Here is a 24,230-nt window from a genome sequence, read left to right on the forward strand (position 1 = left end):
GGGGGGCGGGGGGGGGGCGCGTGGGGGGGGGGCCCCGGGCCCGGCCCCCGGGGGGGCCTCCCCCCCCCCCCCCCCCCGCCCCCCCCACCCCGCCATTCCCAGGAAGCCAGCTTTTGCTGTTGCCGTTGCCGTTGCTGCGGCCTCTGCGGGTGCCGGGTGCAACCCGGCCGACACCCACCCGATGCTACGCTGTGGCCACCGACAACCACGGAGGCGGGATGGGGGCGATCGTGTTGTTGCCGCTGGGCGTGGACGACGCGGTACTTGACCGCTGCCTGGCCGCGCTTGATGTCGGTACCGCAGCGGGAACATCGATCTGGCTGGCCGATGACGCACAGGCCGGGCCACGTGCACAGGCGGTGGTCGAACACTGGCTGGCACATACGCCGTTGCAGGCCGAATACACCCGCCGCGCGCGGCCGCTGGGCGAGGTTGCCCACCTGGACGAAATGCTGCGTGCCTGCGATGGCCTGGACGTGGCGGTGCTGGCCCCGGACAGCGTGCCCGCACCGGGATGGCTGCAGCAGCTGCAGGCCACGTTTGCACGCGACGCGGCCATTGCCACGGCCACGCCGTGGTGCAACGTGGGCGAAACCGCGGCGTGGCCGCGCTTGGGCGAGCTCAACCCCGAACCGGGCGACCCGGCGCTGTTGGCACATGTCTGCGCCGCACTGCCGAGCCTGCATCCTGAACTCCCTTCGGCGGTCACCCACGCCGTGCTGGTGCGCGCCAATGCACGGCGGCGCGCTGGTGGCCTGGATACAGAAAGCTACCTGGGCTGGAACGCGGCGCTGGTCGATCTGAGCCTGCGCATGGCTGGTCTCGGTTGGCGCAACGTGTTGTGCGAAAACGCCTTCGTCAGCCGTGCCAGTGAAGCACCCAGCCGCGACGGCGATCTGGAAGCACTGGCCGCGCGCTGGCCGGGCTGGGTACCGCGGCTGGCTGACTTCCTGATGCACGACCCGCTGCACACGCTGCGCCAGGACCTGCAGCACGGCCTGCAGCAGGCGATAATGCCGCGCGGGCAGGGCGACCTGTTCGTCCCGCCATCACCGTTGGAGCCGCCTGTTTGAATTCCGCCATTGCCGCCATCGTCGTCACCTACCAGAGCGGCAGCACCATCGATGCGTGCCTGTCGCGGCTGCGCCAGGCGCAGGACGTGGCCGAGATCCGGGTGGTCGACAATGGATCGCTGGATGACACCCTGGAAGTCGTGCAGCGCCACGCCAGCCATGATCCGCGTGTACGTTTCATCGCCAACCCGGACAACCCCGGTTTTGCCGCAGCCAACAACCAGGGCGTTGCCGATTCACGCAGCCCGTGGCTGGCCTTCATCAACCCCGACCTGATGGTCGAAGTCGATACGCTCTCCGCACTGCGAGACCGCGCCGGTGCGGTGGGCGACAGTCTGCTGGGGGTGGAGCAGGTGGACGAGCAGGGCCAGGCCGATGAAGCGGTACGGCGCCGTGATCCGGACTTCCTTGCCATGCTGCGCTCGCCCGGTCGTGGCGCGCGGTTGGCCATTGCCCGCGACCCGGCGCAGCCGTTGCAGCAGGTGCCGGCGTTGTCCGGTGCGCTGCTGCTGATGCCCCGCGCCCTGTTTGATCGCATCGGCGGCTGGGATGCCGGCTACCGGCTGCACGCCGAAGACCTCGACCTGTGCCGCCGCGTGCGTGAGGCCGGTGGCGTGGTTGCCATCGCCAACGACCTGCAGGTGACCCACGTGCGCGGGGTGTCCAGCCGCTCGCGCCCGTTCTTCGTTGAATGGCACAAGCATCGCGGGCTATGGCGCTATTTCAGCAAGTTCGAAGCGCCGCAGCGGTCGTTGCCGGTGCGGGTGGCGGTGTGGGGGGCGATCTGGGCCCATGCACTGGTGCAGGTGCCGAGGTTGCTGCGCAGGTCGCTGTAGCGCGCTGCCACAGGATCATCCACGCATGGCGTGGATCGACTGCAGAGCGCGTGAGGGCGCCACCTCCAGCACGGACCCCGGTTCACCCGAACGGGCGCATAATTCCCCCATGCCTATCATCCAGTCCCTGCTCGACACCGACCTGTACAAGTTCACCATGATGCAGGCGGTGCTGCACCAGCACCCCGGCGCGCAGGTTCAATACCGTTTCAAATGCCGCACCCCCGGTATCGAGCTGGCCCGCTACATCGACCAGATCGATGAGGAGATCGACCACCTGTGCAGCCTGCGCTTCAGCAATGAAGAGCTGGATTACATGCGTGGCCTGCGCTTTGTGAAGCCCGATTTCGCCGACTTCCTCGGCCTGTTCCACCTGGACCGCAAATACATCCAGCTGCGCGCGTCGAAGACGGTGCCCGGCGAGATCGAGCTGGACATCACCGGTCCGTGGCTGCACACGATCCTGTTCGAAGTGCCGCTGCTGGCGATCATCAACGAAGTCTGGTTCCGCAACACCACCACGGCGGATTTCGCCGAAGGCGAACGCCGCCTGCAGGCCAAGGCGGCGCTGCTGCGCGATACCCCTGGTTTCGAGCAGTGCCGCATCGCCGACTATGGCAGCCGCCGCCGCTACTCGCGCGATTGGCATGCCCGCCTGCTGCCGCTGCTGCGCGATGCGCTGGGCCCGCAGCTGGTCGGCACCAGCAACGTGCACTTCGCGCGCCTGTACGGCATGACGCCGCACGGCACCATGGCCCACGAGTACCTGCAGGCGTTCCAGGCACTGGGCCCGCGCCTGCGCGATTCGCAGGTGGCGGCGCTGGAGTCGTGGGCGCGCGAGTACCGCGGCGACCTTGGCATCGCCCTGTCCGACGTGGTCGGGCTGGATGCGTTCCTGCGCGACTTCGACATGTATTTCTGCAAGCTGTTCGACGGCGTGCGCCATGATTCCGGCGACCCGTTCGACTGGGGCGACCGCATGCTGGCCCACTTCCAGCTGCGCCGCGTCGACCCGCGCAGCAAGGTGCTGGTGTTCAGCGATGGGCTCGACATCACCAAGGTGATGCGCCTGTACGACTACTTCCGTGGCCGCTGCCAGGTGGCGTTCGGCGTGGGCACCCACCTGACCAACGATCTGGGGCCGACCCCGCTGAACATCGTCATCAAGATGGTCCGCTGCAACGGCCAGCCGGTGGCCAAGCTCAGTGACTCGCCGGGCAAGAGCATGTGCGATGACCCGGGCTACCTGTCCTACCTGCGGCAAGTGTTCGAACTGCCTCCTGAAACGGGCCCTAGCGTCACATAGTGACGCTTTGCGTCAGTTGCTTCATCCGGCTTGCTACGCGTCTTTGTGATGCGTATCACATTTACGTGGCCGAACTTCACGAGATCGCTTACGATCCGCGTACAGGATGTTTGCAGGTCTTGAGGGAGTTCTGCGGTGAAGGTTCTTTCTGTTTTCGGTACCCGTCCTGAAGCAATCAAGATGGGGCCGCTGGTAAAGGCGCTGGGTGAGGCGCCGGATATCGAATCCATCGTCTGCACCACAGGCCAGCATCGGGCGATGCTGGACCAGGTGATGTCGCTGTTCGAGATCACCGCCGATCACGATCTTGATGTGATGGTTCCCAACCAGACCCTCAACGGCCTGTGCGCCAAGCTGTTCGAGCGCCTGGATGCGTTGTATGCGCAGGTGCGACCCGATCGCGTGCTGGTCCACGGTGATACCACCACGGCGATGACCGCTGCAGTCGCTGCCTTCCATCACCGCATTCCGGTGGGACACGTCGAAGCGGGCCTGCGTACCGGCGACATCACCCGGCCGTGGCCGGAAGAGATGAATCGCCGCGTCATCGATGTCGTCTCTGATTTCCTGTTTGCCCCCACACCAAGTTCCCGCGCCAACCTGGAACGCGAACACCTCGGCGGCCGGATCCTGGTGACCGGAAACACCGTCATCGACGCCCTGCAGCAGACCGTACAGCAGCTCGATCGCGACCCGGCACTGCGCGCCCGCGCCGATGCGCCCTTCCAGATGCTTGATCCCGAGCGTCGCCTGCTGCTGGTCACCGGCCATCGCCGCGAGAGCTTCGGCCAGGGCTTCCTGGACATCTGCCGCGCACTGGCCGAGCTGGCCCAGCGCGAAGACCTGCAGGTGCTCTATCCGGTGCACCTCAACCCCAACGTGCAGGGCCCGGTGAATGCCGAGCTGGGCCATCTGGGCAACGTGCACCTCGTGCCGCCGCAGGATTACCTGAGCTTCGTGCGCCTGATGCAACGCGCCGACGTGATCCTTACCGACTCCGGCGGTGTGCAGGAAGAAGCGCCAGCGCTGGGCAAGCCGGTGCTGGTGATGCGCGATGTAACCGAGCGCCCGGAGGCGGTCGATGCCGGGGTGGTGAAGCTGGTCGGCACGGCGCCGACGCGGATCGTCGATGCCGTCAACGCCGCGTTGCAACAACCATCACATGCAACCCGTTTCGACCCCGACGCCAGTCCTTACGGTGATGGCCGAGCCAGTGCGCGCATCGTCGCGGCCCTGCGCGGACATCCACTGCCCGAATTTGCTACCGGCCACCGCAGTGCCGGCCCTGTTCCCACCCCTCTACAAGAAGTGACGCCATGACCCAGACCGGCCGACGTAGCTTCCTCGTTGTTTCCTCCGTGCTGGCCCTGGCGAGCTCCGCTGCCGCTGGCGCTGCCGACAGCGCTGCCGGCCAGTTCACCGAATGGACCGGGGACAGCACGGTAAGCCGGCAGATGACGCTGCGCCAGCTTGGCTTCCGCCAGCCGCTGGTGCTCAGCGGGCAGGAGAGCCAGCGCGAGGTCTACCTGCCCGTACCTGTGGGCGTGCCGACCCGCGATGCGCAGCTGCAGCTCGATGGCCGCTATGTGCGTGGCCATACCGGGCGCACGTCCGGGCTATGGTCGGTCGATGGCGATCCGATGGCGGCCCGTTCGATCACCGATGCGCAGGGCGACGCCAGCCAGCTGCTGGCCATTGACGGCGAGCCCCGTGAGAACGGCTTCGTCCGCGTCGGCGTGGGCTGGTGGTCGATCGTTTCCGACTACCGCTGCGCGGACCAGAGCGCGCCAGCCAACGTGCTGCGGCTGTCGCCGGATTCGCGCTTCAGCTATCGCTTCGATGGACGTGCGGTGGACACCGTGGCCAAGGCCTGGGGCGCACTGCCGCCGCGCGTGCGCCTGCTGGTGGAGGGCAAGGCGCTGCAGGCATCGACCTACGATGCGGCGTGGCGCATCGGTGCAGCATTGCAGACCGGAGGCAAGCAGGTTGACGTGGTCGCGCTGCCCAAGGTCGGTGACAGCGTGGACCTGACCGGCATCAACATTCCCGCCAGCCTGCAGGGCGTGCCTGCCTATGCGGCGCTGGCGGCCGGTGAGCGCGCGCACGCGATCAAGGATCTGGCCGAAGTCGGCGCGCTGTTGTCGCTGCGTGACAGCGGCCCGCTCGCCGCCGATGTGATGATCGGCAGCGATGCGCTGCGCAATGGCGTACGCGCTGCACTGGATGCGCTGGCCGCGCAGGTCGGGGCCAGCGGCGCCGATGCCGCCAGTGCATTCAGCACCTGGCGGGCGGCCGACATGGCGGCATTGGAAAAGCCGGTGGCCAATGCCTCGGTGAGCGTGACCACTGTTGCCGGACGGCCGACCCTGGTGGTCGACCCCGCGGCCGGGGGCAAGGTGGCAGGCTTGCTGTCCGAGCAGTGGCGCAACTATGCACTGGGGCGTTCACTGCAGGTCACGCAGGCGGTCGCACCCGCGATGGAAGGGGATCGCGTACTGCTGAGCCGGCTGGGCAACATCGCCGGTACGCAGGACATCGTCACTCGTGGCGATCGCAGCGCCACCTTTGAACTGGGTGCATTGTCGGCCGATGGCCGGTTGCCGGAAGAAGTGGTGCTGGATGTATCGGCTGCGCCCAATGCGGCCGGGCAGGGCGCGGTTGCGACGATCTACTTCAACGACTACCTGCTGGGGGCCAAGGTGCTGTCGGCCGATGGCAAACCGCAGCGGCTGGTTGCCAAGGTACCCACCTACGCGCTGTCGGCCCGCAATGAAGTGCGGGTCAGCTTCCTGCGCCAGCCGGCGCGGCCTTACTGCCATGATCCCGCCACCGCGTTCCCGGTGTCGATCCTGCCCAGCAGCCACCTGAAGCTGGCCAAGCGCACGCTTGGCGCAGACTTCATCGGCGCGGCCAGCCAGTTGGCGCATGCCAATGAAGTGTTCGTGCCGGCTACCTGGCTGCAGGATGCACCGGCCTCGCTGGCCAAGGTCATCGCCATTGCCAGCGCGGTGGGGGCATCGCCGGAAGCGGCCAGCCTCAAGGTAGTGGATGCGGGCGCGGCGATCAGTCCGACCAGGCCTTACCTGGCCTTCGCCCTGGCGCCGTCCGGTGTCTCCTTGGCGGGCCTGAAGAATGGCCAGCTGGTGATTGCCGGCAAGCCGCAGCCGCTGCTCGATCTGAGCGGCCTGCAGCGGGCGGCCGCCGTGCAGGTCGCCTCGGCAGGCGGGCAGATCGGTGTGCTGTACAGCGACCTGGGCACCGAGGGACCGGTGCTGGCTGCGCCGTTCCGGTTGCTGCGGGGTGACCTGGCGGTGATCGATGGCAGCGACGTCGTGCGCGATTTCGACAGCCAGGACCCCTATGGTTCGCGGATCGCCCAGGAAGGCAATCCGCAGTCGAAGTGGGAACAGCACATGGTGTGGCTGCTGCTGCTGGTCGGCGTGGTGGTGTTCGCACTGGCCGCTGCCCGCATTACCCAGGTCCGCCGTCGCCGCAAGTCTGCCAACGTCGGGCATTGACCGGACGTGGACGGTCTGTTCTGGAACATCCAGCTGGCCAACTACTACGCTGCCCTGGAGACAGTGGCAGCGGCGGTGGCCGTGCTGATCCTGATTTCCAGCCTCGATGACCTGTTCATCGACGTCTGGTACTGGGTCCGCGAAAGCTGGCGCACGCTGACGGTCAAGAAGCGCCGTGAGTACAAGCCGCTGACCCAGCAGGACCTGCTGCAGCGGCCGGAACAGCCGCTGGCGATCATGGTGCCGGCGTGGATGGAATACGACGTCATCGCGCAGATGGTGGAGAACATGATCGATGTGCTCGACTATCGCGAGTACATCGTATTCGTCGGGACCTATCCCAACGACCAGCAGACCATCGACGAAGTCGAGCGCATGCGCCGGCGCTACAAGCGTCTGCGCCGCGTGGAAGTGCCGCATGACGGCCCCACCAGCAAGGCCGATTGCCTGAACTGGTTGATCCTGTCGATCTTCGACTACGAAAAGCGCCACGACATGGAGTTCGCCGGCGTCATCCTGCACGACAGTGAAGACGTGCTGCACCCGATGGAACTGCGTTTCTTCAACTACCTGCTGCCACGCAAGGACATGATCCAGTTGCCGGTGACCTCGCTGGACCGCGAGTGGTACGAACTGGTGGCGGGCGTGTACATGGATGAGTTCGCCGAATGGCATGCCAAGGACCTGGTGGTCCGCGAGAGCGTGTCCGGCATGGTGCCGTCGGCGGGCGTGGGCACCTGTTTCTCGCGACGTGCGCTGCTGGCGCTGAGCGAGGCCACCGGCAACCAGCCGTTCAATACAGACAGCCTGACCGAAGACTATGACGTCGGCGCACGGTTGGCGACGATGGGAATGCACTCGATCTTCGCCCGCTTCCCGGTGCAGTTCCTGGTGCGGCGACCGTCCTGGTTCGGCTGGGGGCCAGTGCGTGAGCGCACCCAGCAGATGGCGCTGTGCGTACGCGAGTACTTTCCCGACAACTTCCGTGCGTCCTACCGGCAGAAGGCGCGCTGGGTACTGGGTATCGGCCTGCAGAGCTGGGAAACGCTGGGCTGGCGCGGCTCGCTGGCGACCAAGTACCTGCTGGCGCGCGATCGCAAGGGCATCATCACCTCCTTTGTCAGCATCATCGCCTACCTGATCTTCCTGCAGCTGCTGCTGTTCTGGCTGCTGAAGATGACCGGTGTGTGGAACCTGCAGTACCCCAGCGTGTTCCAGGCGGGCAGCTGGCAGATGAACGTCGCGCTGCTGACCACCGCTGCCCTGGCCACGCGCGTGGTGCAGCGCTTCTACTTCGTCAACCGGCTGTATGGATGGGAACACGCGTTGATGTCGATCCCACGCATGGTGGTCGGCAACATGGTCAACTTCATGGCCACCGCACGCGCGTGGCGGATGTTCCTGGCCTATCTGTTTTTCGGCAAGCGCATGGTCTGGGACAAGACCATGCATGATTTCCCCGATGCCGCAGCACTGGTGCAGACCCGCAAGCGCCTGGGTGAACTGCTGACCACCTGGCAGGCCGTCGAGCCCGAGCGGCTGGAACAAGCGCTGCAGCAACAGCAGGGGGGACGCCAGCAGCCTCTGGGCCGGATCCTGTTGTCGCAGGGCTGGCTGGATGATGAAACGCTGGCCGAGGCGATTGCCTTCCAGGGCGACCTGCAGCGTGCGGTGATCGACGTCGATTATCTGGGCCGGGGCGGGTTCCCGGTCAGCGTCGACGCCTGCGTGCAGTGGCGCATGCTGCCGTTGCCGCCCCTGCAGGAAGGTACCCTGCGGCTGGCCGTGGCCAATCCACTGTCGGAGGCCGCACTGGACCTGTTGAAGCAGGAAACCGGCAACGCCCAGGTCGAGCAGAGCATTGCCCGCGAAAGCGAGATCAACGCCGGCCTGCGCATGATCAGTGGCGCCGAGCTTTGGCGCATCGATACCGTGCCGTTGCTGGGCGACCTGCTGGTGGAAATGCGCCTGATCGACCATGCACATTTCGAGATCGCACTGGATGAGTACAAGCCCCAGCGTGATGGACGCATCGGCGACTACCTGGTCAAGCGGGGCATCGCCACCGAAGACGCCATCGCCCAGGCGATGGAAGAACAACGCCGCCGCGCGGCGATGCTGCAGTCGCCGCCTCCCGGAGTTGCAACGGTATGAAGACCTCGCTGCTGTCCACCGTCATCGCCGTTGCCCTGGCGGCCGCTGCCCCGGCATACGCGCAGGCCGACGTGCCATTGCCGCTGTCCGGGCCCGCCTACCGCATGGCCGAGCAGGCGTTCGCCGCCTACGAGCGTGGCGATTACAGCACGGCCCTGCGACAGGCCGGCGAAGCATCGCGGCTGCGCCCGGATGTGGTGCGCCTGCGGTTGCTGCAGATCTATTCGCTGCAGAAGCTCGGTCGCAGTGATGAGGCACGCCAGCAGGCGCGGCGTGCGCTGGATGCGGGGCTGAAGGATCCGGCATTGCCGGGGCTGGCCACCGCGCCGGCGGCCGCTGCTGCCAGCGGCGGTGGTACCCGCGCCGTGCCGGCGGCACGACAGACGCCGGCTGAGCGCGCTTACCAGCAGGCATTCGCCATCGCGACCGAAGCCTATACCGCCTACAACAACGACCAGATGGCGGTGGCCGCCAGCAAGGCCGAACAGGCCTTCCGTCAGCAGCCGCAGCAGGGTGCATGGGCGATGCTGTGGGTCGCCTCGCTGGAAGCGCAGCAGCAGTTGGAGCAGGCCGACGCTGCGGCGGCTACCGCACTGCAGCTGGGCGCACCGAATGTGGCAGATCTACGCGCCAAGCGCGTGGCATTGGGCCGTCAGCGTGCAGTGAAACCGGCACAGGAAGGCTACCAGGCGCTGATATCGCAGGATTTCCGGGCCGCCGTCGGGTTCGCCCGCGAAGCGGTGGCACGTGCGCCCGACGTCGCCTCGCACCGCCTGCTGCTGATGACCACGCAGTTGCTCGATGGGCAGCTGGCAGAAGCCGAGCGCACCGCAGACCAGGCCCTGGACAACGATGCCGACGATACCGTCGCCCTGGTGATGCGGGCCTATCTGCGCCAGCGCCAGGGCAACACTGCCCAGGCCAACGCCGATTTCGACGCGGCCCTGCAGCAGGACTGGCTCGATGACCAGCAGCGCCGAAACGTGCGCCTGCTGGCGGTGGACGCTGCGGTGGCTGCCGGTGATCGCAACCGTGCCACCGCGCTGCTGGCGCCGCTGCAGGCCGATCCCCTGGACGACGTAGACGCGTCCTCACGGCAGGGCATCCGCGAGGCGGTGACCCAGCGCGAAAAGGCGATCCGTGGCGCACGCGCCGGCCAGACCCTGACGCTGCAGTCCTATCCGGCGCCGTTCCAGCAGTGCCGCGATACGCCTTACGGTACCCAGTGCGAACTGATGCCCGCCGATCTGCAGGGCGAAGGCGGCCCGGCACAGCGCGCCTATGCGGCCTATGGCCGGCAGGATTACCAGCAGGCCATCAGCGAAGCGCGCCAGGCCGTGCAGGAAACTCCGGACAGTGCGACCTTGCAAGGGCTGCTGACCACGGCCCTGGCCGCCGGCAACCGCAGCCAGCAGGGCGAGGCGCGCCAGCGCCTGGACAGCGCGCTGGCCACCCACCCCGATGATGCGGGCCTGCTGATGCAGCGTGGCTACCTCAATCAGGCGGCGCGCGAACCGGCGCTGGCGCTGGCTGACTTCCGAGCCGCCGAGGCCACCGGCAAGGCGCCCAAGACGGTGATTATGGACCAGGCCTATGCCAGTGCCGCCAGCGGCGATCACCGCCAGGCCGTGACCCTGCTGCGCGGCGCGATCGACGCTGCCGACGCCGGCCAGCTGCCACTGGACAGGGCGCAGCGCTACAACACGCGCAGTGCCATCGCCGGCTACTCGCGCGACTGGGGCGTGACCGCCTCGGCCGGCTACCGTGGGGCGCGCCAGGCGGCCACCAACCTGGGCGGGGCATCGATCAGCACGCCCGGCGCTTCGGTGTTCAGCACCCTGGAAGCCTTCTGGCGGCCGCAGGCCACCAACAACCAGCACGGCACGCTGGAAGCCTACGCGCGCATCGCCAATACCTTGTACGACGAAGGCGGTACGTTCGAATCGTTGCTGTTCACCGACCCCTGCACCGGGCAGGCGACGCCGGACAACCGTGAACGTGCCGAGCGCCTCAGCCGTTCGCGTTCGATCACCGGCTGGCCGTCCACCGTCGGTTCGTTCGGCGTGCGCTATGCCTTCGGCCAGACCGGCCTCAGCGTCGGCCTGGAACGCCGCCAGTTCCTCGGCAGCGCGACCCGGCGCGGCGGCATCTATGCCGACTCCGCCGCCATGCGCTGCCAGATCCAGATCGAATCCGAACGCCCGCTGCAGGCCAACCTGCTGGCCCGTTACCGGCTCAACGACAGCGCCGGTGGCTGGATGACCTACGCCACCTACGGGTTCTACAACGGCACCGGCGTGCGCACCGACGTCAGCCAGTGGTGGACGGTCAGTGGCTATGCCCAGGCCGGCCTGAGCTGGGATGACAACCGCGCCCACTTCACCGTCGATGCGCTCGATGCCAACGGCGCCCCGTCCCAGCGCGTAAGCGAATCCAACGGTCGCCTGCGTCGCCAGCAGGCCTTTGCCGCAGCCGAACTTCGCGCCGGGCGCAACTATCGCTTCGGTGCCGACCAGACCCGTTGGCTGGTCACCCCGTACCTGGTGCTGGGTGCGGACTGGCAGGATCAGCGCTCGCGGGTGCGCGGCATCGACTATCCCGGCATCGGGCCGCAGTCGTTCAACCTGTCCGACACCCAGCGCAGCTGGTCGCTCGGGGCCGGTCCTGGCGTCGGCGTCCGTTACTGGTTCCGCGAAGATCACTACAACGCGGCGCGCTCCTACCTGGACCTGTCGGTGTCCTACCGCTTCGCCATCGGCGGCGGCGATACCCAGCGGGCCAAGGGACTGTTCGCCACTGCCACCCTTTACTACTGATGCTGCATGAAGGATCTGCCGATGAAATCAGTTTTCTCTGCAACGCTCCGCGTACCGTCCGCACGTAGACCGCGCTTGCTGCTGCTGGCCGCCGTGTGCGCGCTGGCCGCTGCCGGTCCCCTGCAGGCGCAGGCACCTGCCGCGCCCGTTGCCGCGGCCAACCAGGACTCGTCCATCGTGCTGACCGGCAAGGATGGCTGGCTGTTCCCGGCCTGGGGCAGCCTGACCGACGTAGATAGTGCCGCCGTCGCCCGCAACACGGCGCTGATCGCCGAGGCGCAGCGCACGCTGGCCGCCGCCGGGGTCAAGCTGCAGGTGCTGGTGCTGCCGGACAAGGCCTTGTTCTATGAAGACAAGCTGCCCGATGGCAAGCGGCTGGGCGATGCGGTGCGTGGTCGCTATGCGTTGGAACTGGAGGGGTTGGTCAATGCGCACGTGCCGGCTGTCGATGCGTTGCAGGCGATGCGGCAGGTCAAGCAGGGCGGCCAGGAGGTGTTCTATCGCAGCGACCAGCACTGGACCCAGCCCGCCGCCGACGCAGTGGCCGCTGCCGTCGCCGCGAAGGTGAAAGAGCAGGTGCCGACCCTTGCCGGGCAGGCCGGCAGCGGCATGCCGCTGGGCAGCGAGATCAAGGAACGCCGCTTCGGCGATCTGGCCGAGCTGTTCCTTACCGATGAACAGCGCAGGGCGATCGGCCGCGATACCTTCACCGTGCGCCGTCAGGCCGAACAGCAGTCGCTGCTGGATGATGCACCGGCGCCGGTGCACGTGACCGGCCACAGCATGGTGCAGCCGTATTTCGGTTTCCCGCAGAAGCTGTCCAACCTGATCGACCGCCCGGTATCGGTGAACTGGAAGCCCGGCAACGTCGGCCACTGGGTGATGCTGCTGGAATACCTGGAATCACCCGGGTTCAAGCAGAACAAACCACAGGTGCTGGTCTGGCAGATGTTCGAACCGTCCTACCCGCAGGGCCCGGATGCACGCGGCCAGTGGGACAACGCCTCGATCATGACCCCCGAACAATGGAAGGCACGCCTGCACAAGGCGCTGGGGCAGTGATCCGATGAATGCCCGTCCCGGGGCGCCCGCGCCCCTGCCACCTGCTGCCCCACCGCGTGCCCATCGGCTGACCGCCGTGGTGGTATCGGCATTGCTGCTGATCGGCGTCTGCGCTGGTGCCTGGATGCTGGCCAACGCCAAGCTGCCGGCCGAAAAACTGCTGCCCTCGCGCTGGGCAGATGGCGAAGCCGGGCAGGCGATCAACCAGGCCCTGCGGCTGCCGATCCAGGCCCAGGGCGACCTGCTGGGGGCCGCCGTGCGCTATCGCCTGCTGGGCGATCTTGGCGAGCAGGTGGCGCTGGGGTGCCCGGACTGGCTGTTCTACCGCGATGGCCTGCGTCCGCAGCCGGGTGCCGGTGCCAAGGTATTCAACGATCGCGTGCGCCTGATGCAGCACTGGTCGCAGCAGTTGCAGGCCACCGGTGCGAAGCTGCTGGTAGTGGTGGTGCCGGACAAGTCGCGCATCGAGCAGGCGCACACCTGTGGCCTGCGCTATTCCGAACCGATGCGTGCGCGCTACGGGCAGTGGCAGCAGGCGCTGGCGGCGGCGAAGGTACCCAGTGTCGATCTGCTGCCGGTGTTGTCCGGGCAGGACGCGCCGGTGTTCTTCCGCACCGACGTGCACATGAACCGCATCGGCGCGCAGCGTGCCGCCGACGCGGTGAGCGCGGTGGCACTGCCGTTGCTGGGCGGGCAGGGCAGCCAGGCATTCGAGGTCGGAGCGCCGGGCACGCCCAAGCCACGCATGGGCGACCTGATCGTGCTGGCAGGCCTGGAACACGCGCCGCCATCATGGCGGCCGCCGTTGGACCTGGAGCCGGAGCAGGTCATCGCGCCGCTGCGCAGCGGTGGACTGCTGGACGACACCCCGCCGGTGGAGGTGCTGCTGCTGGGCAGCTCCAACGGACGTCGCAGCCTGTTTGCCGAACGCCTGGGCCATGGCCTGGGGCGCGAAGTGTGGAACCAGAGCATGGACGGCGGCCAGTTTTCCGGCGCACTGCTGGCGGCGCTGCCGCAGCAGCCGACGTGGCCACCCACCGTGAAACTGGTGATCTGGGAATTTTCCGAAATGGCCCTGTCCCTGCCGCTGACCGAAGGCGAGCAGAAGGCATTGGCCGGTATCGACTGAGCGCCGACCGACCATGCTGTTCAACTCTTTCCTGTTCCTGCTGATTTTCCTGCCGATCGCGCTGGGCGTGCACTACCTGCTGGGCGCGCTGCGGCCACGGCTGGCCGCGCTGTGGCTGTGCGTGGCCTCCATCGTGTTCTACGGCTGGTGGAATCCGCAGTTCGTGATCCTGCTGGCCGGCTCGATCATCTTCAACTACCTGGTCAGCCTGGTGATCCTGTCGCTGGCCAAGCGTCCCCGGTTGCAGCTGCTGGCCACCGCGCTGGGCGTGGCCGCCGACATCCTGCTGCTGGTGCATTACAAGTACTTCGCGGCAATGGTGAACTTCGTCCACGACATCGGCTTCAACGTCGGCCCGATGGACACGCTGATCCTGCCGCTGGGCATTTCCTTCTTCACCTTCACCCAGATCGGCTACCTGCTGGACTGCCGTGCCGGCGTGGTCAACGACCGCAGCCCGCTCAGCTATGTCCTGTTCGTGACCTTCTTCCCGCACCTGATTGCCGGCCCGATCCTGCACCACAAGGAGATGATGCCGCAGTTCAGCAAGCGCGAGACCTATCGTTTCCAGGCCGAGAACCTGTCCATCGGCGGCATGCTGTTCGTCATCGGCCTGGCCAAGAAGGTCCTGCTCGCCGACAGCATCGCGCCGTATGCCGATGCCGGCTTCGCCTCCACCGGCGATGTGCAGTTCTGGGGCGCGTGGGCCACCGCGCTCAGCTATGCGTTGCAGCTGTACTTCGATTTCTCCGGCTATTCGGACATGGCGCTGGGCCTGGCCCGCATGTTCGGCATCCGCTTCCCGCTGAACTTCAATTCGCCGTACAAGGCCACCAGCATCATCGACTTCTGGGCGCGCTGGCACATGACGCTCACCCGTTACATCACCGCCTACCTGTACTACCCGGTAGCGATGGCCGTGACCCGTTGGCGTACCCGCCATGGCCGTGCCACCGGCCCCACTGCGGTGGCATCGGCCGGCGGCTTCTTCTCGATGATCGTGCTGCCCACGGTGTGGGCGATGGGCCTGGCCGGCATCTGGCATGGCGCCGGCATGCAGTTCCTGATCTTCGGCCTGCTGCATGCCACCTATCTGGTCATCAACCATGCGTGGCGGGTCTTTGTCGGCGGTCGCAAGCCGGCCGCGATGCGAAAACTCAATCCGTTCCAGCACGCCGGTTACCTGCTGCTGACCTTCGGCGCGGTGCTGGTGGCGCAAGCGTTCTTCCGCGCCGATGGCGTGCACGATGCGTGGCAGCTGGTGCAGGGCATGTTCGGCGTGCGCGGTTGGGAAAGCATGGAGAACCTGGGCCATGTCGCGGGCATGGGCCTGGCCGACGGTGCGCGCCTGCTGCTGGGCCATCACCTGCAGCTGCTGTACATCCTGCTGGCACTGGCCATTGTCTGGCTGGCACCGAACGCGCACCAGATCATGGGTGTGTACTCTCCCGCGCTGGCAAAACCCAGCCCGGCACCGCGCACGTGGATGCGCTGGCAGCCCAACTGGGCCTGGCTGCTGATGATGCTGGTGCTGCTGACGTTGTGCCTGCTGAACCTGCACAAAGAAGCCCGTTTCCTTTACTTCCAGTTCTGACAAGGTGGATTCCAACATGGACAAGCAGACAATCCAGAACCAGCTCATCGATATCGTCGAGGCGGTGATTGGTACCCGCGTGCAGCCGGACGAATACATGGAATCGTTCTTCGATTCGATGTCCAAAGTGCAGCTGATGGTCGAGGTCAAGGACCGTCTTGGCGTCACTCTGCCGGTGGATGAAATCGACGCCCTGGTTGATTCGGTGCAGGTGCTGGCCGACTACGTGGCCGAGCACCGCCCCAGCTGAACGCCTGCGGGCACCGGAGGTAGCGCGATGTACTTCGATTTCGACCAATGCCGATTCGCCGACCTGGATGTCGCCACGCAGGCTCCCGCCCTGCACGCGGCCGATGGGGTACTTGATTGGGCCGGGCTGCATCGTGCCACCCAGCAGTGGATCGACCGTGCGCGTGCTGCCGGCCTGGTGCACGGTGACGCATTGGTGATCTCCGGGCACAAGGAATCGGCCTTCGTGGTGGCCATGCTCGGCTGCCTCTGCCTGGGTGTGACCTACGTACCGGTGGACACCATCAACCCGCCAGCCCGCCTGCAGCGCATCACCACGCTGGTGCATGCGCGTGCGATCTACGATGCGGCCGTCGATGCGTTCCTGCCTGGTGCCGATGCGCCACGAGCGCTGGCGGTGCCGGACCTGGCCTACATCATGTTCACCTCCGGCAGCACTGGCGACCCCAAGGGCGTGCAGATCGGCCGCGACAGTGTTGCCCTGTTCACCGGCTGGATCCGCGACTGCCTGGCGCTGGGCCCGGCGCCGGCGTTCATGAACCAGATGCTCTTCAGCTTCGACTTCTCGCTGTTCGACCTGTGTGGCGCACTGGGCCTGGGTGGCTGCTGCGTGCTGTGCCCGCGCGAGGTGATCGCCAGCAGCGAACATTTCGTCGACCATCTGCGCGATTCGCACGTGGCCGTATGGGCATCCACGCCCTCGTTCGTGCGCCAACAGATGCTCAATCCGCGTTTCGATGCCACGCACCTGCCCGACCTGCAGGTGTTCGTGTTCGGTGCCGAATCACTCACGCCGCGCGTGGCTGAAGAACTGTGGGCGCGTTTCCCGCAGGTGCGCATCATCAATTCCTACGGGCCGACCGAAGCGACCTGTTCCACCACATGGGTGGAGATCGATCCGGCCCTGCGTGCGGCGGCACCCAACCCGTTCCCGATCGGCATCGGCAAGCCCTATGCCGAGGTGTTCCTCGATGATGGTGAGATCTGCATGGCCGGCGACCATGTGATGCGTGGTTATCTCGAGCGCCCGGACCTGGATGCCGGCGTGTTGTTCGAACACAACGGCAAGCGTGCGTACCGCAGCGGTGATCTCGGTGATGTCGATGCGCAGGGCCGGTTCTACTTCCGTGGCCGCCGCGACGACCAGATCAAGCTCAATGGCTACCGCATTGAACTGGCCGAGGTCGATGTCGGCCTGGCCCGCCTGCCTGGCGTGGTCGCAGGAGCCGCCGTGGTACTGCGGCGGCCCGATGGCAGCCTGGTGCGGATGATCGGCTTTGTCGAAACCACGCAGCCACAGACCGGCCCATTGCAGCGTCCGCCAGCGGACCTGGCAGATTGGAAGGGCCAGCTCGAACGTTACATGCCGCCCTATATGATTCCTTCCGAGCTGTTCGCCGTGGATGCCCTGCCGCAGACGATCAGCAACAAGGTGGATCGCAAGCAACTGGAGCAGCGCTACCAGATCCTGGCGCGCACGCTCCGCACGACGGAGAAACCCGCATGAACACTGTCCTGAAATCGCTGGTCGCCACCGCGCTGCTGCTGTCGCCGTGCGCAGCCTTCGCCCAAGGCGCACCGGAAGGGCGCCTGGCCCAGTTGTATGCCGCGCGCCCGCCCGCTGGCTCTGCCTTCGTGCGCGTGCTCAACCCGGGCAGCACGGTGCTCAAGGCCGGTATCGGCAATGGCGCCGACCAGAACGTCGGGCCGGCAACACGCGCTACCCGTTATGCGATCGTTGAAGGCGGCAAGCCGTTCAGCGTGCGCGTGGCCGGCAAGGCCCGCACGCAGCCAGCGGTGGCCGCCGGCAGTTTCACCACCCTGGTGCTGGATCCCGGCGCAGCGGCCAAGCCCTTCAACGTGCTCGAAGACGGTGGTGGCAGCAGTGACGCCCTCAAGGCCGAGATCCGCTTCTACAACCTCGCCGGCAATTGCACCCAGGGCAAGCTGGCAATGGCCGACAAGGGCGCAGTGGTGTTCCCGGCGGTTGCCGCTGGCCGCAGCGCCGCGCGTGGCATCAATCCGGTCAAGGCGCGGCTGGTGGCCGGTTGCGGTGGCAAGGACAGTCCCGCACTCGAACTTCCCGCGCTGCAGCCCGGCGATCACTACAGCCTGTTCCTGACCGGCGCCGCCAACGCACCGGTGCTGCAGGGCCAGCTCAGTGGCACCGACGCGGTGGGCCGCTGATCCGATGGCAGACCGGCCGGTATTCCGCGAGGACCACGCACTGTTCCGCGACCAGGTCCGTCGCTTCATCGACGCACAGATCGCGCCCGGGTACGCGCAATGGGAGCGCGATGGCATCACGCCACGTGCGCTGTGGCGCGCGGCGGGCGAGGCCGGCCTGCTCAACTGCCAGTTGCCCGAGCCGTACGGCATGGGAGGCGACTACGGTCACGCCGCCTGCGTGATCGAAGAACTGGCACGCGCCAACTATCTGGGCATCGGCTTCTCGATCCACTCGGACATGGTCGCGCCCTACCTGATGCAGTACGCCACGCCAGCCGTGCGCGATGCCTGGTTGCCGAAGATGGCACGGGGTGAAGCGATCGGTGCGATCGCGATGACCGAGCCCAGCGCCGGCAGTGACCTGAAGACGATCCGCACCCGTGCCGACGTAGTGGACGGCGGATATCGATTGAACGGGCAGAAGACCTGGATCACCAATGGCAGCAATGCCGACGTCGCCGTGGTGGTGGCCACTGTCGCCCCGGAACTCGGTGCCGGCGGCCTGACGTTGTTCTGCGTGGACCTGGCCGCTGCCGGTGTCAGCCGCGGTGCCCCGATGGCCAAGATCGGCCAGCATGCGCAGGACACCACCGAACTGTTCTTCGAAGACGTGTTCCTGCCTGCCGATCACCTGCTGGGCCAGGAGCGTAGTGGCTTCGCCTACCTGGAAGAGCATTTGGCGGCCGAACGGCTGGCCATCGCGCTGCGCGCGGCCGCCTCGGCCGAAGGCATGCTGGCTGAGACGGTGGCCTACGTGCGGCAGCGCAAGGCCTTCGGTCGGCTGCTGATCGACCACCAGAACACGCGCTTCGTGCTGGCCTCGGCCACGGCACAGCTGGCGATGCTGCGCAGCTTCCTCGACCAGTGCCTGGGCGAGCAGATCAGCGGCCGACTGGATCCCACCCGCGCGGCGATGGCCAAGCTCAACGCCACCGAAGTCCAAGGGAAGGTGCTGGACGACCTGCTGCAGCTGCACGGCGGCTACGGATACAGCAGCGAATATGGAATAGGGCGTGCCTGGGCCGACGCGCGTGCACTGCGGATTTTCGGTGGCACCAGCGAGATCCTGCGCGACATCATCGGCCGCACGCTGTAACGCTTCTTGCGCGTCGGTACCGGGGTCAGATCCCCCAGCGCTTGCGCAATGCGGCCGCTTCCGGCGTGTCCTGCGACAGCCAAGGGTCCAGCGCGTACACCAGCACGTGCTCGGCGCCGCTGTCGCGCGCCCAGGCCAGCTGTCGCTCGATACGGGCGGCATCAGCGGTTTCGCCCTTGAACTGGGTGCCGTCGTTGTTCTCGCCGGGCAGCTCGCGGAACAGTTCGACGATGGCATCGAAGGCCACGCCACGCGTGCGCAGATGCTGCAGCAGCGGCTGCAGCTGCTGTACGTTGCCGGCGCCGGCAACACCCACGCCATCCTGCACCATGGGTCTGACCGATGCCTGCGCGAGAACGGCATCCCACAGGGTCACCAGGTCGCCCTGGGTCTGCAGGCGGCTGAAATAGCAGGAGATCGCGCAGTCGCCACCACGCTCGACCGCCGCCTGGGAGATGCCGTGCAGCCACTGCGCCAACCATTGCTGACGGGCGGGATCGGCCCAGTGGTACTGTTCGAGTTCGTAGGGGATGTACCAGCCATTGAATGCCTGCAGGCGAGACCAGGGCGCCTGTGCCAGCCAGGCCCGCGCCTGCGTCAGGCTGTCGGCGAAGAAGGCCTGCAGTGCGGCGTCGTCTCCGCCGATGGCCTGCCACCAGCGTTGCTGGAACGGCAGGCCGACGCGAACCGCGATACCGGCTTCCGAGGCTGCGGTGAACAGCATGCGCACACTGGTATCGGGTAGCTGCCAATCACCCTCGGCGCCACCGACGATGCCGCTCCATTGCAGCACCAGCTGCCTGCAGCCGAGTCGGCGTGCCAGCTGCAGCGAGCGTTGCCAATCGGCCATGCGCCACTGCAGGTGGCTGCGCCACGGCTGCAGGAAGGTGCCGTCCACCTGTTCCGGCAGCGAACAGCCGGGCAGGGTGGTCAATGCCGCCGCAACGGGCGCCAGCAGGGCAGCGCGCAGCAGGCGCCGGCGCAGCGGCGAAGATGGATCGGGAGGCAGCAGGGGCGTGGACATGCAGGCATCATCCCAGAGCACCGTTCGCAACGAGTGAACCGGGCCACGCACGATGAAACTGCGCCCGCCGGATCACTCCAGCGCGTAACGCAGCACGAACAGCACCGCCACCAGCCACACCGCCGGGTGCACCTCGCGCCAGCGGCCGGTGCCGGCCTTCAGCGCAGCATAGGCAATGAAGCCGAAGGCCAGGCCGTTGGCGATGGAATAGGTGAACGGCATCGCCAGCGCACACAGCGCGGCGGGTACGGATTCGGTCAGGTCGCTCCAGTCCACTTCCACCAGTTCGCGCAGCATCAGTCCGGCCACGAACAGCAGGGCCGGCGCGGTGGCATAGCCGGGCACCATCGCCGCCAGCGGCGAGAACAACAGCGCGGCCAGGAACAACGCAGCGACCACCAGTGCGGTCAAACCGGTACGGCCACCTACCTGCACGCCCGAGGCGCTTTCGGCGAAGGCGGTGGTGCTGCTGGTGCCCAGCAGCGAGCCGGCCACAATCGCCGTGCTGTCGGCCAGCAGTGCGCGGCCGAACCGCTTCTGCGCACCCGGCAGTTTCAGCAGGCCGGCACGGCCGACCACGCCATACAGCGTGCCGGTGGCATCGAACACTTCCACCAGCACGAACACCAGCACCACCTGCAGCAGCACGGCGATCGGCGCGCCGCCGTTGTGGTGCAGCAGGCCAGGCAGGTCCAGCTGCAGGAAGGTCGGCGCCAGGCTCGGCGGCAATGACACCAGCCCGTGGTACTGCAGATCGCCCAACGCCCAGCCGGCCGCGGTCACCGCCAGGATGCCGATCAGGATCGCACCGCGCACACGCCGCGCTTCCAGGATCGCGATCAGCAGGAAGCCGCCCAGTGCCAGCAGCGGCGGCGCGGTATTGAGCGGGCCCAGCGCCACCAGCGTGTCCTCGTTGCCGATGATCACGCCGGATTTCTGCAGCGCGATGATGGCCAGGAACAGGCCGATGCCGGCCACGATCGCCGACCGCAACGACGCCGGAATGCCCGACACCAGCCACGCGCGCACGCCGGTCAGCGACAGCACCAGGAACACCAGGCCGGAAATGAACACCGCCGCCAGCGCCTGCTGCCAGGGCAGCCCGGCAGCGCCGACCACGGTGAAGGCGAAGAACGCATTCAAGCCCATGCCCGGGGCCATGCCCACCGGGAAGTTGGCCGCCAGCGCCATCACCACCGAGCCAAGCGCCGCGGCCAGGCAGGTGGCCACGAACACCGCCCCAGCATCCATGCCGGTGGTGCCCAGGATCTCGGGATTGACGAAGACGATGTAGGACATCGTCAGGAAGGTGGTGACACCGGCCAGCAGTTCGGTGCGCACGGTGGTGCCGTGCTGCTGCAGCTGGAACAGGCGTTCGAACAGGGACATCGCAGATCTCTCGTACCTGCACGCCCTGCCGCCCGAAGGACCGGCGGGTGCGTCGCCAGGCGGTTAGAAGTGGTAGTTCAACTTCAGCGTAACGCTGCTGTAGTTGGTATGGAAGCTGCGTCGCGCCGCAGCCGGGTAGTTGGGATCTTCCAGGTAAACCGGGCTGGAGCCCAGATGGGTGTAACGGTACTCCGCACCCGCCGAAAGCTGGTCGCTGAAGCGGTACAGCACGCCTGCGCCGACGTTCGCGCCGGTGGATACATGGGATGCGCGGGTTTCGAATTCGGCAACGCGGCAGCCGTTGGTGGCCTCCACCAGCGACTTGTCGCAGCCCAGCGAAAACTCCTGGCGGGCCACGCTCACGCCGGCGCTGACGTACGGCAGCCACTGGCCTGCCGCGTAACCCAGCGTCAGGTTGACTGCGCCCGAACGGGTCACCGCATCCTTGCCGTAGTAAGGGCTGTACTGGTGGTTGTCGCGGTCCTTCCACTCCTGGGTGATGTTGCCGAAGGAAAGGGTGCCTTCGATCCCGGCAACCACATTGTTGTCGAACTGCCAGTTGCGGCCGGCCTGCAGCCCGCCAGCGAAGCCACGGATGCTTTTTTCAGAGGCATTGGCGTTGCTGCGGTCCTGGCTGTGGCCTTCGCCATGGCTGGCATGGGCACCCAGGTAGATGCCTTCCCAGTTCGCCGGCGCGGCCGCGGCAGTGCCCGACAGCAGCAGCGCTGCCGTGGTGGAGATCAGTGCTTTCATGGTGTTTTCCTACGAGGGGGATGAATCGGGTGCGTAGGAAAACCGAAGCATTGGGCCGGGAACATACAACGAGTTGCAAAGTACGGAGGATGCCGTGTGCGACAAGGAATCAACACTGCTTTACACGGGCAGCCTTCAGCCGGGTCGCGTTGAAGTGCGTCGCGAAGAGGTCAAAAGCGTCAACAAAAATCGATTGCGGCCCATGAAAGGCGAAAGGCCGCGCGAGCGCGGCCTTTCGTTCTTGCTTACTTCAGCGCCTTGAAGCGCAGGCGCTTCGGCGCAGCGTCGTCGCCCATGCGGCGGCGCTTGTCTTCTTCGTACTCACGGTAGTTGCCCTGGAAGAACTCCACGTGCGAATCGCCTTCGAACGCCAGGATGTGGGTCGCGATGCGATCCAGGAACCAGCGGTCATGCGAAATGACGAACGTGTTGCCCGGGAACTCCAGCAGCGCATCTTCCAGCGCACGCAGGGTTTCGATGTCCAGATCGTTGGACGGTTCGTCGAGCAGCAGCACGTTGCCACCCTGCAGCAGGGTCTTGGCCATGTGCAGGCGGCCACGCTCACCACCGGACAGCGAACCGACCATCTTCTGCTGGTCCTGGCCCTTGAAGTTGAAGCGGCCGATGTAGGCGCGCGACTGGATCTCGATACCGTTGATGTTGAGGATGTCCAGGCCGCCCGCGATTTCCTGGAACACGCTGTGGTTGCCTTCCAGCGCGTCGCGGCTCTGGTCCACGTAGGACAGCTGCACGGTCGGGCCGACCACGATCTCGCCGGTGTCCGGCTTTTCCTGGCCGGTGATCATCTTGAACAGGGTCGACTTACCGGCACCGTTGGGGCCGATGATGCCGACGATGGCGCCCGAGGGCACCAGGAAGTTCAGGTTGTCGAACAGCAGGCGGTCGCCGAACTTCTTGGAGACGTTCTTGAATTCCATCACCGCCTGGCCCAGGCGCTCGCCCGGCGGGATGAAGATTTCATTGGTCTCGTTGCGCTTCTGGTAATCGACCGACTGCAGCTCTTCCAGGCGGGCCAGACGGGCCTTGCCCTTGGTGCGGCCGCCCTTGGCGTTCTGGCGCGACCACTCCAGTTCCTTCTGGATCGCCTTCTGGCGAGCCTTTTCCTGGTTGTCTTCCTGCTTCAGGCGCTCATCCTTCTGGGTCAGCCAGTCGGTGTAGTTGCCCTTCCACGGAATGCCGCGGCCACGGTCCAGTTCCAGGATCCACTCGGCGGCGTTGTCCAGGAAGTAGCGATCATGGGTGACCGCCACGACGGTGCCGGTGTAGCGCGCCAGGAACTGTTCCAGCCATTCCACCGACTCGGCGTCGAGGTGGTTGGTCGGTTCGTCGAGCAGCAGCATGTCCGGCTTCTGCAGCAGCAGGCGGCACAGCGCCACACGGCGCTTTTCACCACCGGACAGCTTGCCGACGATGGCATCCCACGGCGGCAGGCGCAGCGCATCGGCGGCCACGTCCAGCTGGTTTTCCAGCGTGTGCGCATCGCCGGCGGCGAGGATCGCCTCCAGGCGCTCCTGTTCCTTGGCCAGCGCGTCGAAATCGGCGCCTTCCTCGGCATAGGCGGCGTAGACCGCGTCCAGCGCAGCCTGTGCCTGCAGCACTTCGCCCACGCCTTCTTCAACCGCTTCACGCACGGTCTTGGTCGGGTCCAGCTCCGGTTCCTGCGCCAGGTAGCCAACCTTGATGCCGGCCTGCGGACGGGCTTCGCCCTCGAAATCGGTGTCCACGCCGGCCATGATCTTCAGCACGGTGGACTTGCCGGCGCCGTTCAGGCCCAGCAGGCCGATCTTCGCGCCCGGGAAGAAGGACAGCGAGATGTCCTTGATGATCTGCCGCTTGGGCGGGACCACCTTGGACACGCGGTTCATGGTGTAGATGTATTGCGAGGACATGAGGTCTCCGTAGGCGCGACCCTGCGCCCGGTCCGTCACGGGGAACTTCCCGTTGCGGCAGCGGGCACAGACTGAATGGAATACCCCCAATT

Annotated in this window: 18 protein-coding genes; 14 read left to right on the plus strand and 4 right to left on the minus strand. The window is 66.6% G+C overall.

Features of this window, described 5'->3' with window-relative positions:
- Window positions 1-218: 218 nt before the first annotated feature.
- From BW38_RS00175 to BW38_RS00110, 14 genes are all read left to right on the plus strand, one after another.
- Window positions 219-1,073 (plus strand): glycosyltransferase, encoded by an 855-nt coding sequence (locus tag BW38_RS00175; protein ID WP_032978912.1) that lies wholly within the window; start codon window positions 219-221, stop codon window positions 1,071-1,073.
- Window positions 1,070-1,909 (plus strand): glycosyltransferase family 2 protein, encoded by an 840-nt coding sequence (locus BW38_RS00170; RefSeq protein ID WP_032978914.1) that lies wholly within the window; start codon window positions 1,070-1,072, stop codon window positions 1,907-1,909. The genes BW38_RS00175 and BW38_RS00170 overlap by 4 nt, the downstream gene beginning before the upstream one ends.
- Window positions 1,910-2,018: 109 nt before the next feature.
- On the plus strand, window positions 2,019-3,215 hold the full coding sequence (gene pncB, locus BW38_RS00165; RefSeq protein ID WP_032978918.1) for a nicotinate phosphoribosyltransferase: 1,197 nt from the start codon (window positions 2,019-2,021) through the stop codon (window positions 3,213-3,215).
- A gap of 135 nt (window positions 3,216-3,350) precedes the next feature.
- The gene (wecB, locus tag BW38_RS00160; RefSeq protein WP_032978922.1) at window positions 3,351-4,535 is read left to right on the plus strand and encodes a UDP-N-acetylglucosamine 2-epimerase (non-hydrolyzing); all 1,185 of its coding nucleotides are present in this window, start codon (window positions 3,351-3,353) and stop codon (window positions 4,533-4,535) included.
- Complete coding sequence (locus tag BW38_RS00155) at window positions 4,532-6,733, plus strand: membrane protein (protein ID WP_032978925.1); 2,202 nt, start codon at window positions 4,532-4,534, stop codon at window positions 6,731-6,733. The genes wecB and BW38_RS00155 overlap by 4 nt, the downstream gene beginning before the upstream one ends.
- 6 nt (window positions 6,734-6,739) lie before the next feature.
- Entirely contained in the window at window positions 6,740-8,887 is a 2,148-nt protein-coding gene (locus tag BW38_RS00150; protein ID WP_032978927.1) for a glycosyl transferase family protein, read from the plus strand.
- Complete coding sequence (locus tag BW38_RS00145; protein WP_032978929.1) at window positions 8,884-11,703, plus strand: hypothetical protein; 2,820 nt, start codon at window positions 8,884-8,886, stop codon at window positions 11,701-11,703. Before BW38_RS00150 ends, BW38_RS00145 begins: the two co-directional genes overlap by 4 nt.
- 21 nt (window positions 11,704-11,724) lie before the next feature.
- Window positions 11,725-12,765 carry a twin-arginine translocation pathway signal gene (locus BW38_RS00140; protein WP_152543347.1) on the plus strand — a complete coding sequence of 347 codons (1,041 nt, stop codon included), beginning with the start codon at window positions 11,725-11,727 and terminating at the stop codon, window positions 12,763-12,765.
- A 4-nt stretch (window positions 12,766-12,769) separates the two neighbouring features.
- Window positions 12,770-13,894: a cell division protein FtsQ gene (locus BW38_RS00135; protein WP_051585189.1), complete on the plus strand. Its 1,125-nt coding sequence runs from the start codon at window positions 12,770-12,772 to the stop codon at window positions 13,892-13,894.
- Between the two features lie 13 nt (window positions 13,895-13,907).
- Window positions 13,908-15,488, plus strand: a complete 1,581-nt coding sequence (locus tag BW38_RS00130; RefSeq protein WP_032978933.1) for an MBOAT family O-acyltransferase — start codon at window positions 13,908-13,910, stop codon at window positions 15,486-15,488.
- Window positions 15,489-15,504: 16 nt separating this feature from the next.
- Window positions 15,505-15,738: a phosphopantetheine-binding protein gene (locus tag BW38_RS00125; protein ID WP_032978935.1), complete on the plus strand. Its 234-nt coding sequence runs from the start codon at window positions 15,505-15,507 to the stop codon at window positions 15,736-15,738.
- A gap of 27 nt (window positions 15,739-15,765) precedes the next feature.
- The gene (locus BW38_RS00120; RefSeq protein WP_032978936.1) at window positions 15,766-17,244 is read left to right on the plus strand and encodes an AMP-binding protein; all 1,479 of its coding nucleotides are present in this window, start codon (window positions 15,766-15,768) and stop codon (window positions 17,242-17,244) included.
- On the plus strand, window positions 17,241-17,924 hold the full coding sequence (locus tag BW38_RS00115; RefSeq protein ID WP_032978940.1) for an alginate O-acetyltransferase AlgF: 684 nt from the start codon (window positions 17,241-17,243) through the stop codon (window positions 17,922-17,924). Before BW38_RS00120 ends, BW38_RS00115 begins: the two co-directional genes overlap by 4 nt.
- 4 nt (window positions 17,925-17,928) lie before the next feature.
- Entirely contained in the window at window positions 17,929-19,062 is a 1,134-nt protein-coding gene (locus BW38_RS00110; protein WP_032978977.1) for an acyl-CoA dehydrogenase family protein, read from the plus strand.
- A 25-nt stretch (window positions 19,063-19,087) separates the two neighbouring features.
- Here the strand turns inward: BW38_RS00110 and BW38_RS00105 are convergent, their stop codons facing one another.
- From BW38_RS00105 to ettA, 4 genes are all read right to left on the minus strand, one after another.
- Entirely contained in the window at window positions 19,088-20,086 is a 999-nt protein-coding gene (locus BW38_RS00105) for a DUF4434 domain-containing protein (RefSeq protein WP_200867516.1), read from the minus strand.
- Window positions 20,087-20,158: 72 nt separating this feature from the next.
- Window positions 20,159-21,475, minus strand: a complete 1,317-nt coding sequence (locus tag BW38_RS00100; protein ID WP_025876668.1) for an NCS2 family permease — start codon at window positions 21,473-21,475, stop codon at window positions 20,159-20,161.
- A gap of 63 nt (window positions 21,476-21,538) precedes the next feature.
- Window positions 21,539-22,228: an outer membrane beta-barrel protein gene (locus BW38_RS00095; protein ID WP_025876666.1), complete on the minus strand. Its 690-nt coding sequence runs from the start codon at window positions 22,226-22,228 to the stop codon at window positions 21,539-21,541.
- 245 nt (window positions 22,229-22,473) lie between these two features.
- A complete protein-coding gene (ettA, locus tag BW38_RS00090; RefSeq protein ID WP_025876664.1) occupies window positions 22,474-24,138 on the minus strand; it encodes an energy-dependent translational throttle protein EttA in 1,665 nt (554 codons plus the stop codon).
- Window positions 24,139-24,230 lie beyond the last annotated feature (92 nt).

This window comes from Stenotrophomonas sp. RIT309 (assembly GCF_000632045.1).
In the GTDB taxonomy this organism is placed as follows: domain Bacteria; phylum Pseudomonadota; class Gammaproteobacteria; order Xanthomonadales; family Xanthomonadaceae; genus Stenotrophomonas; species Stenotrophomonas indicatrix.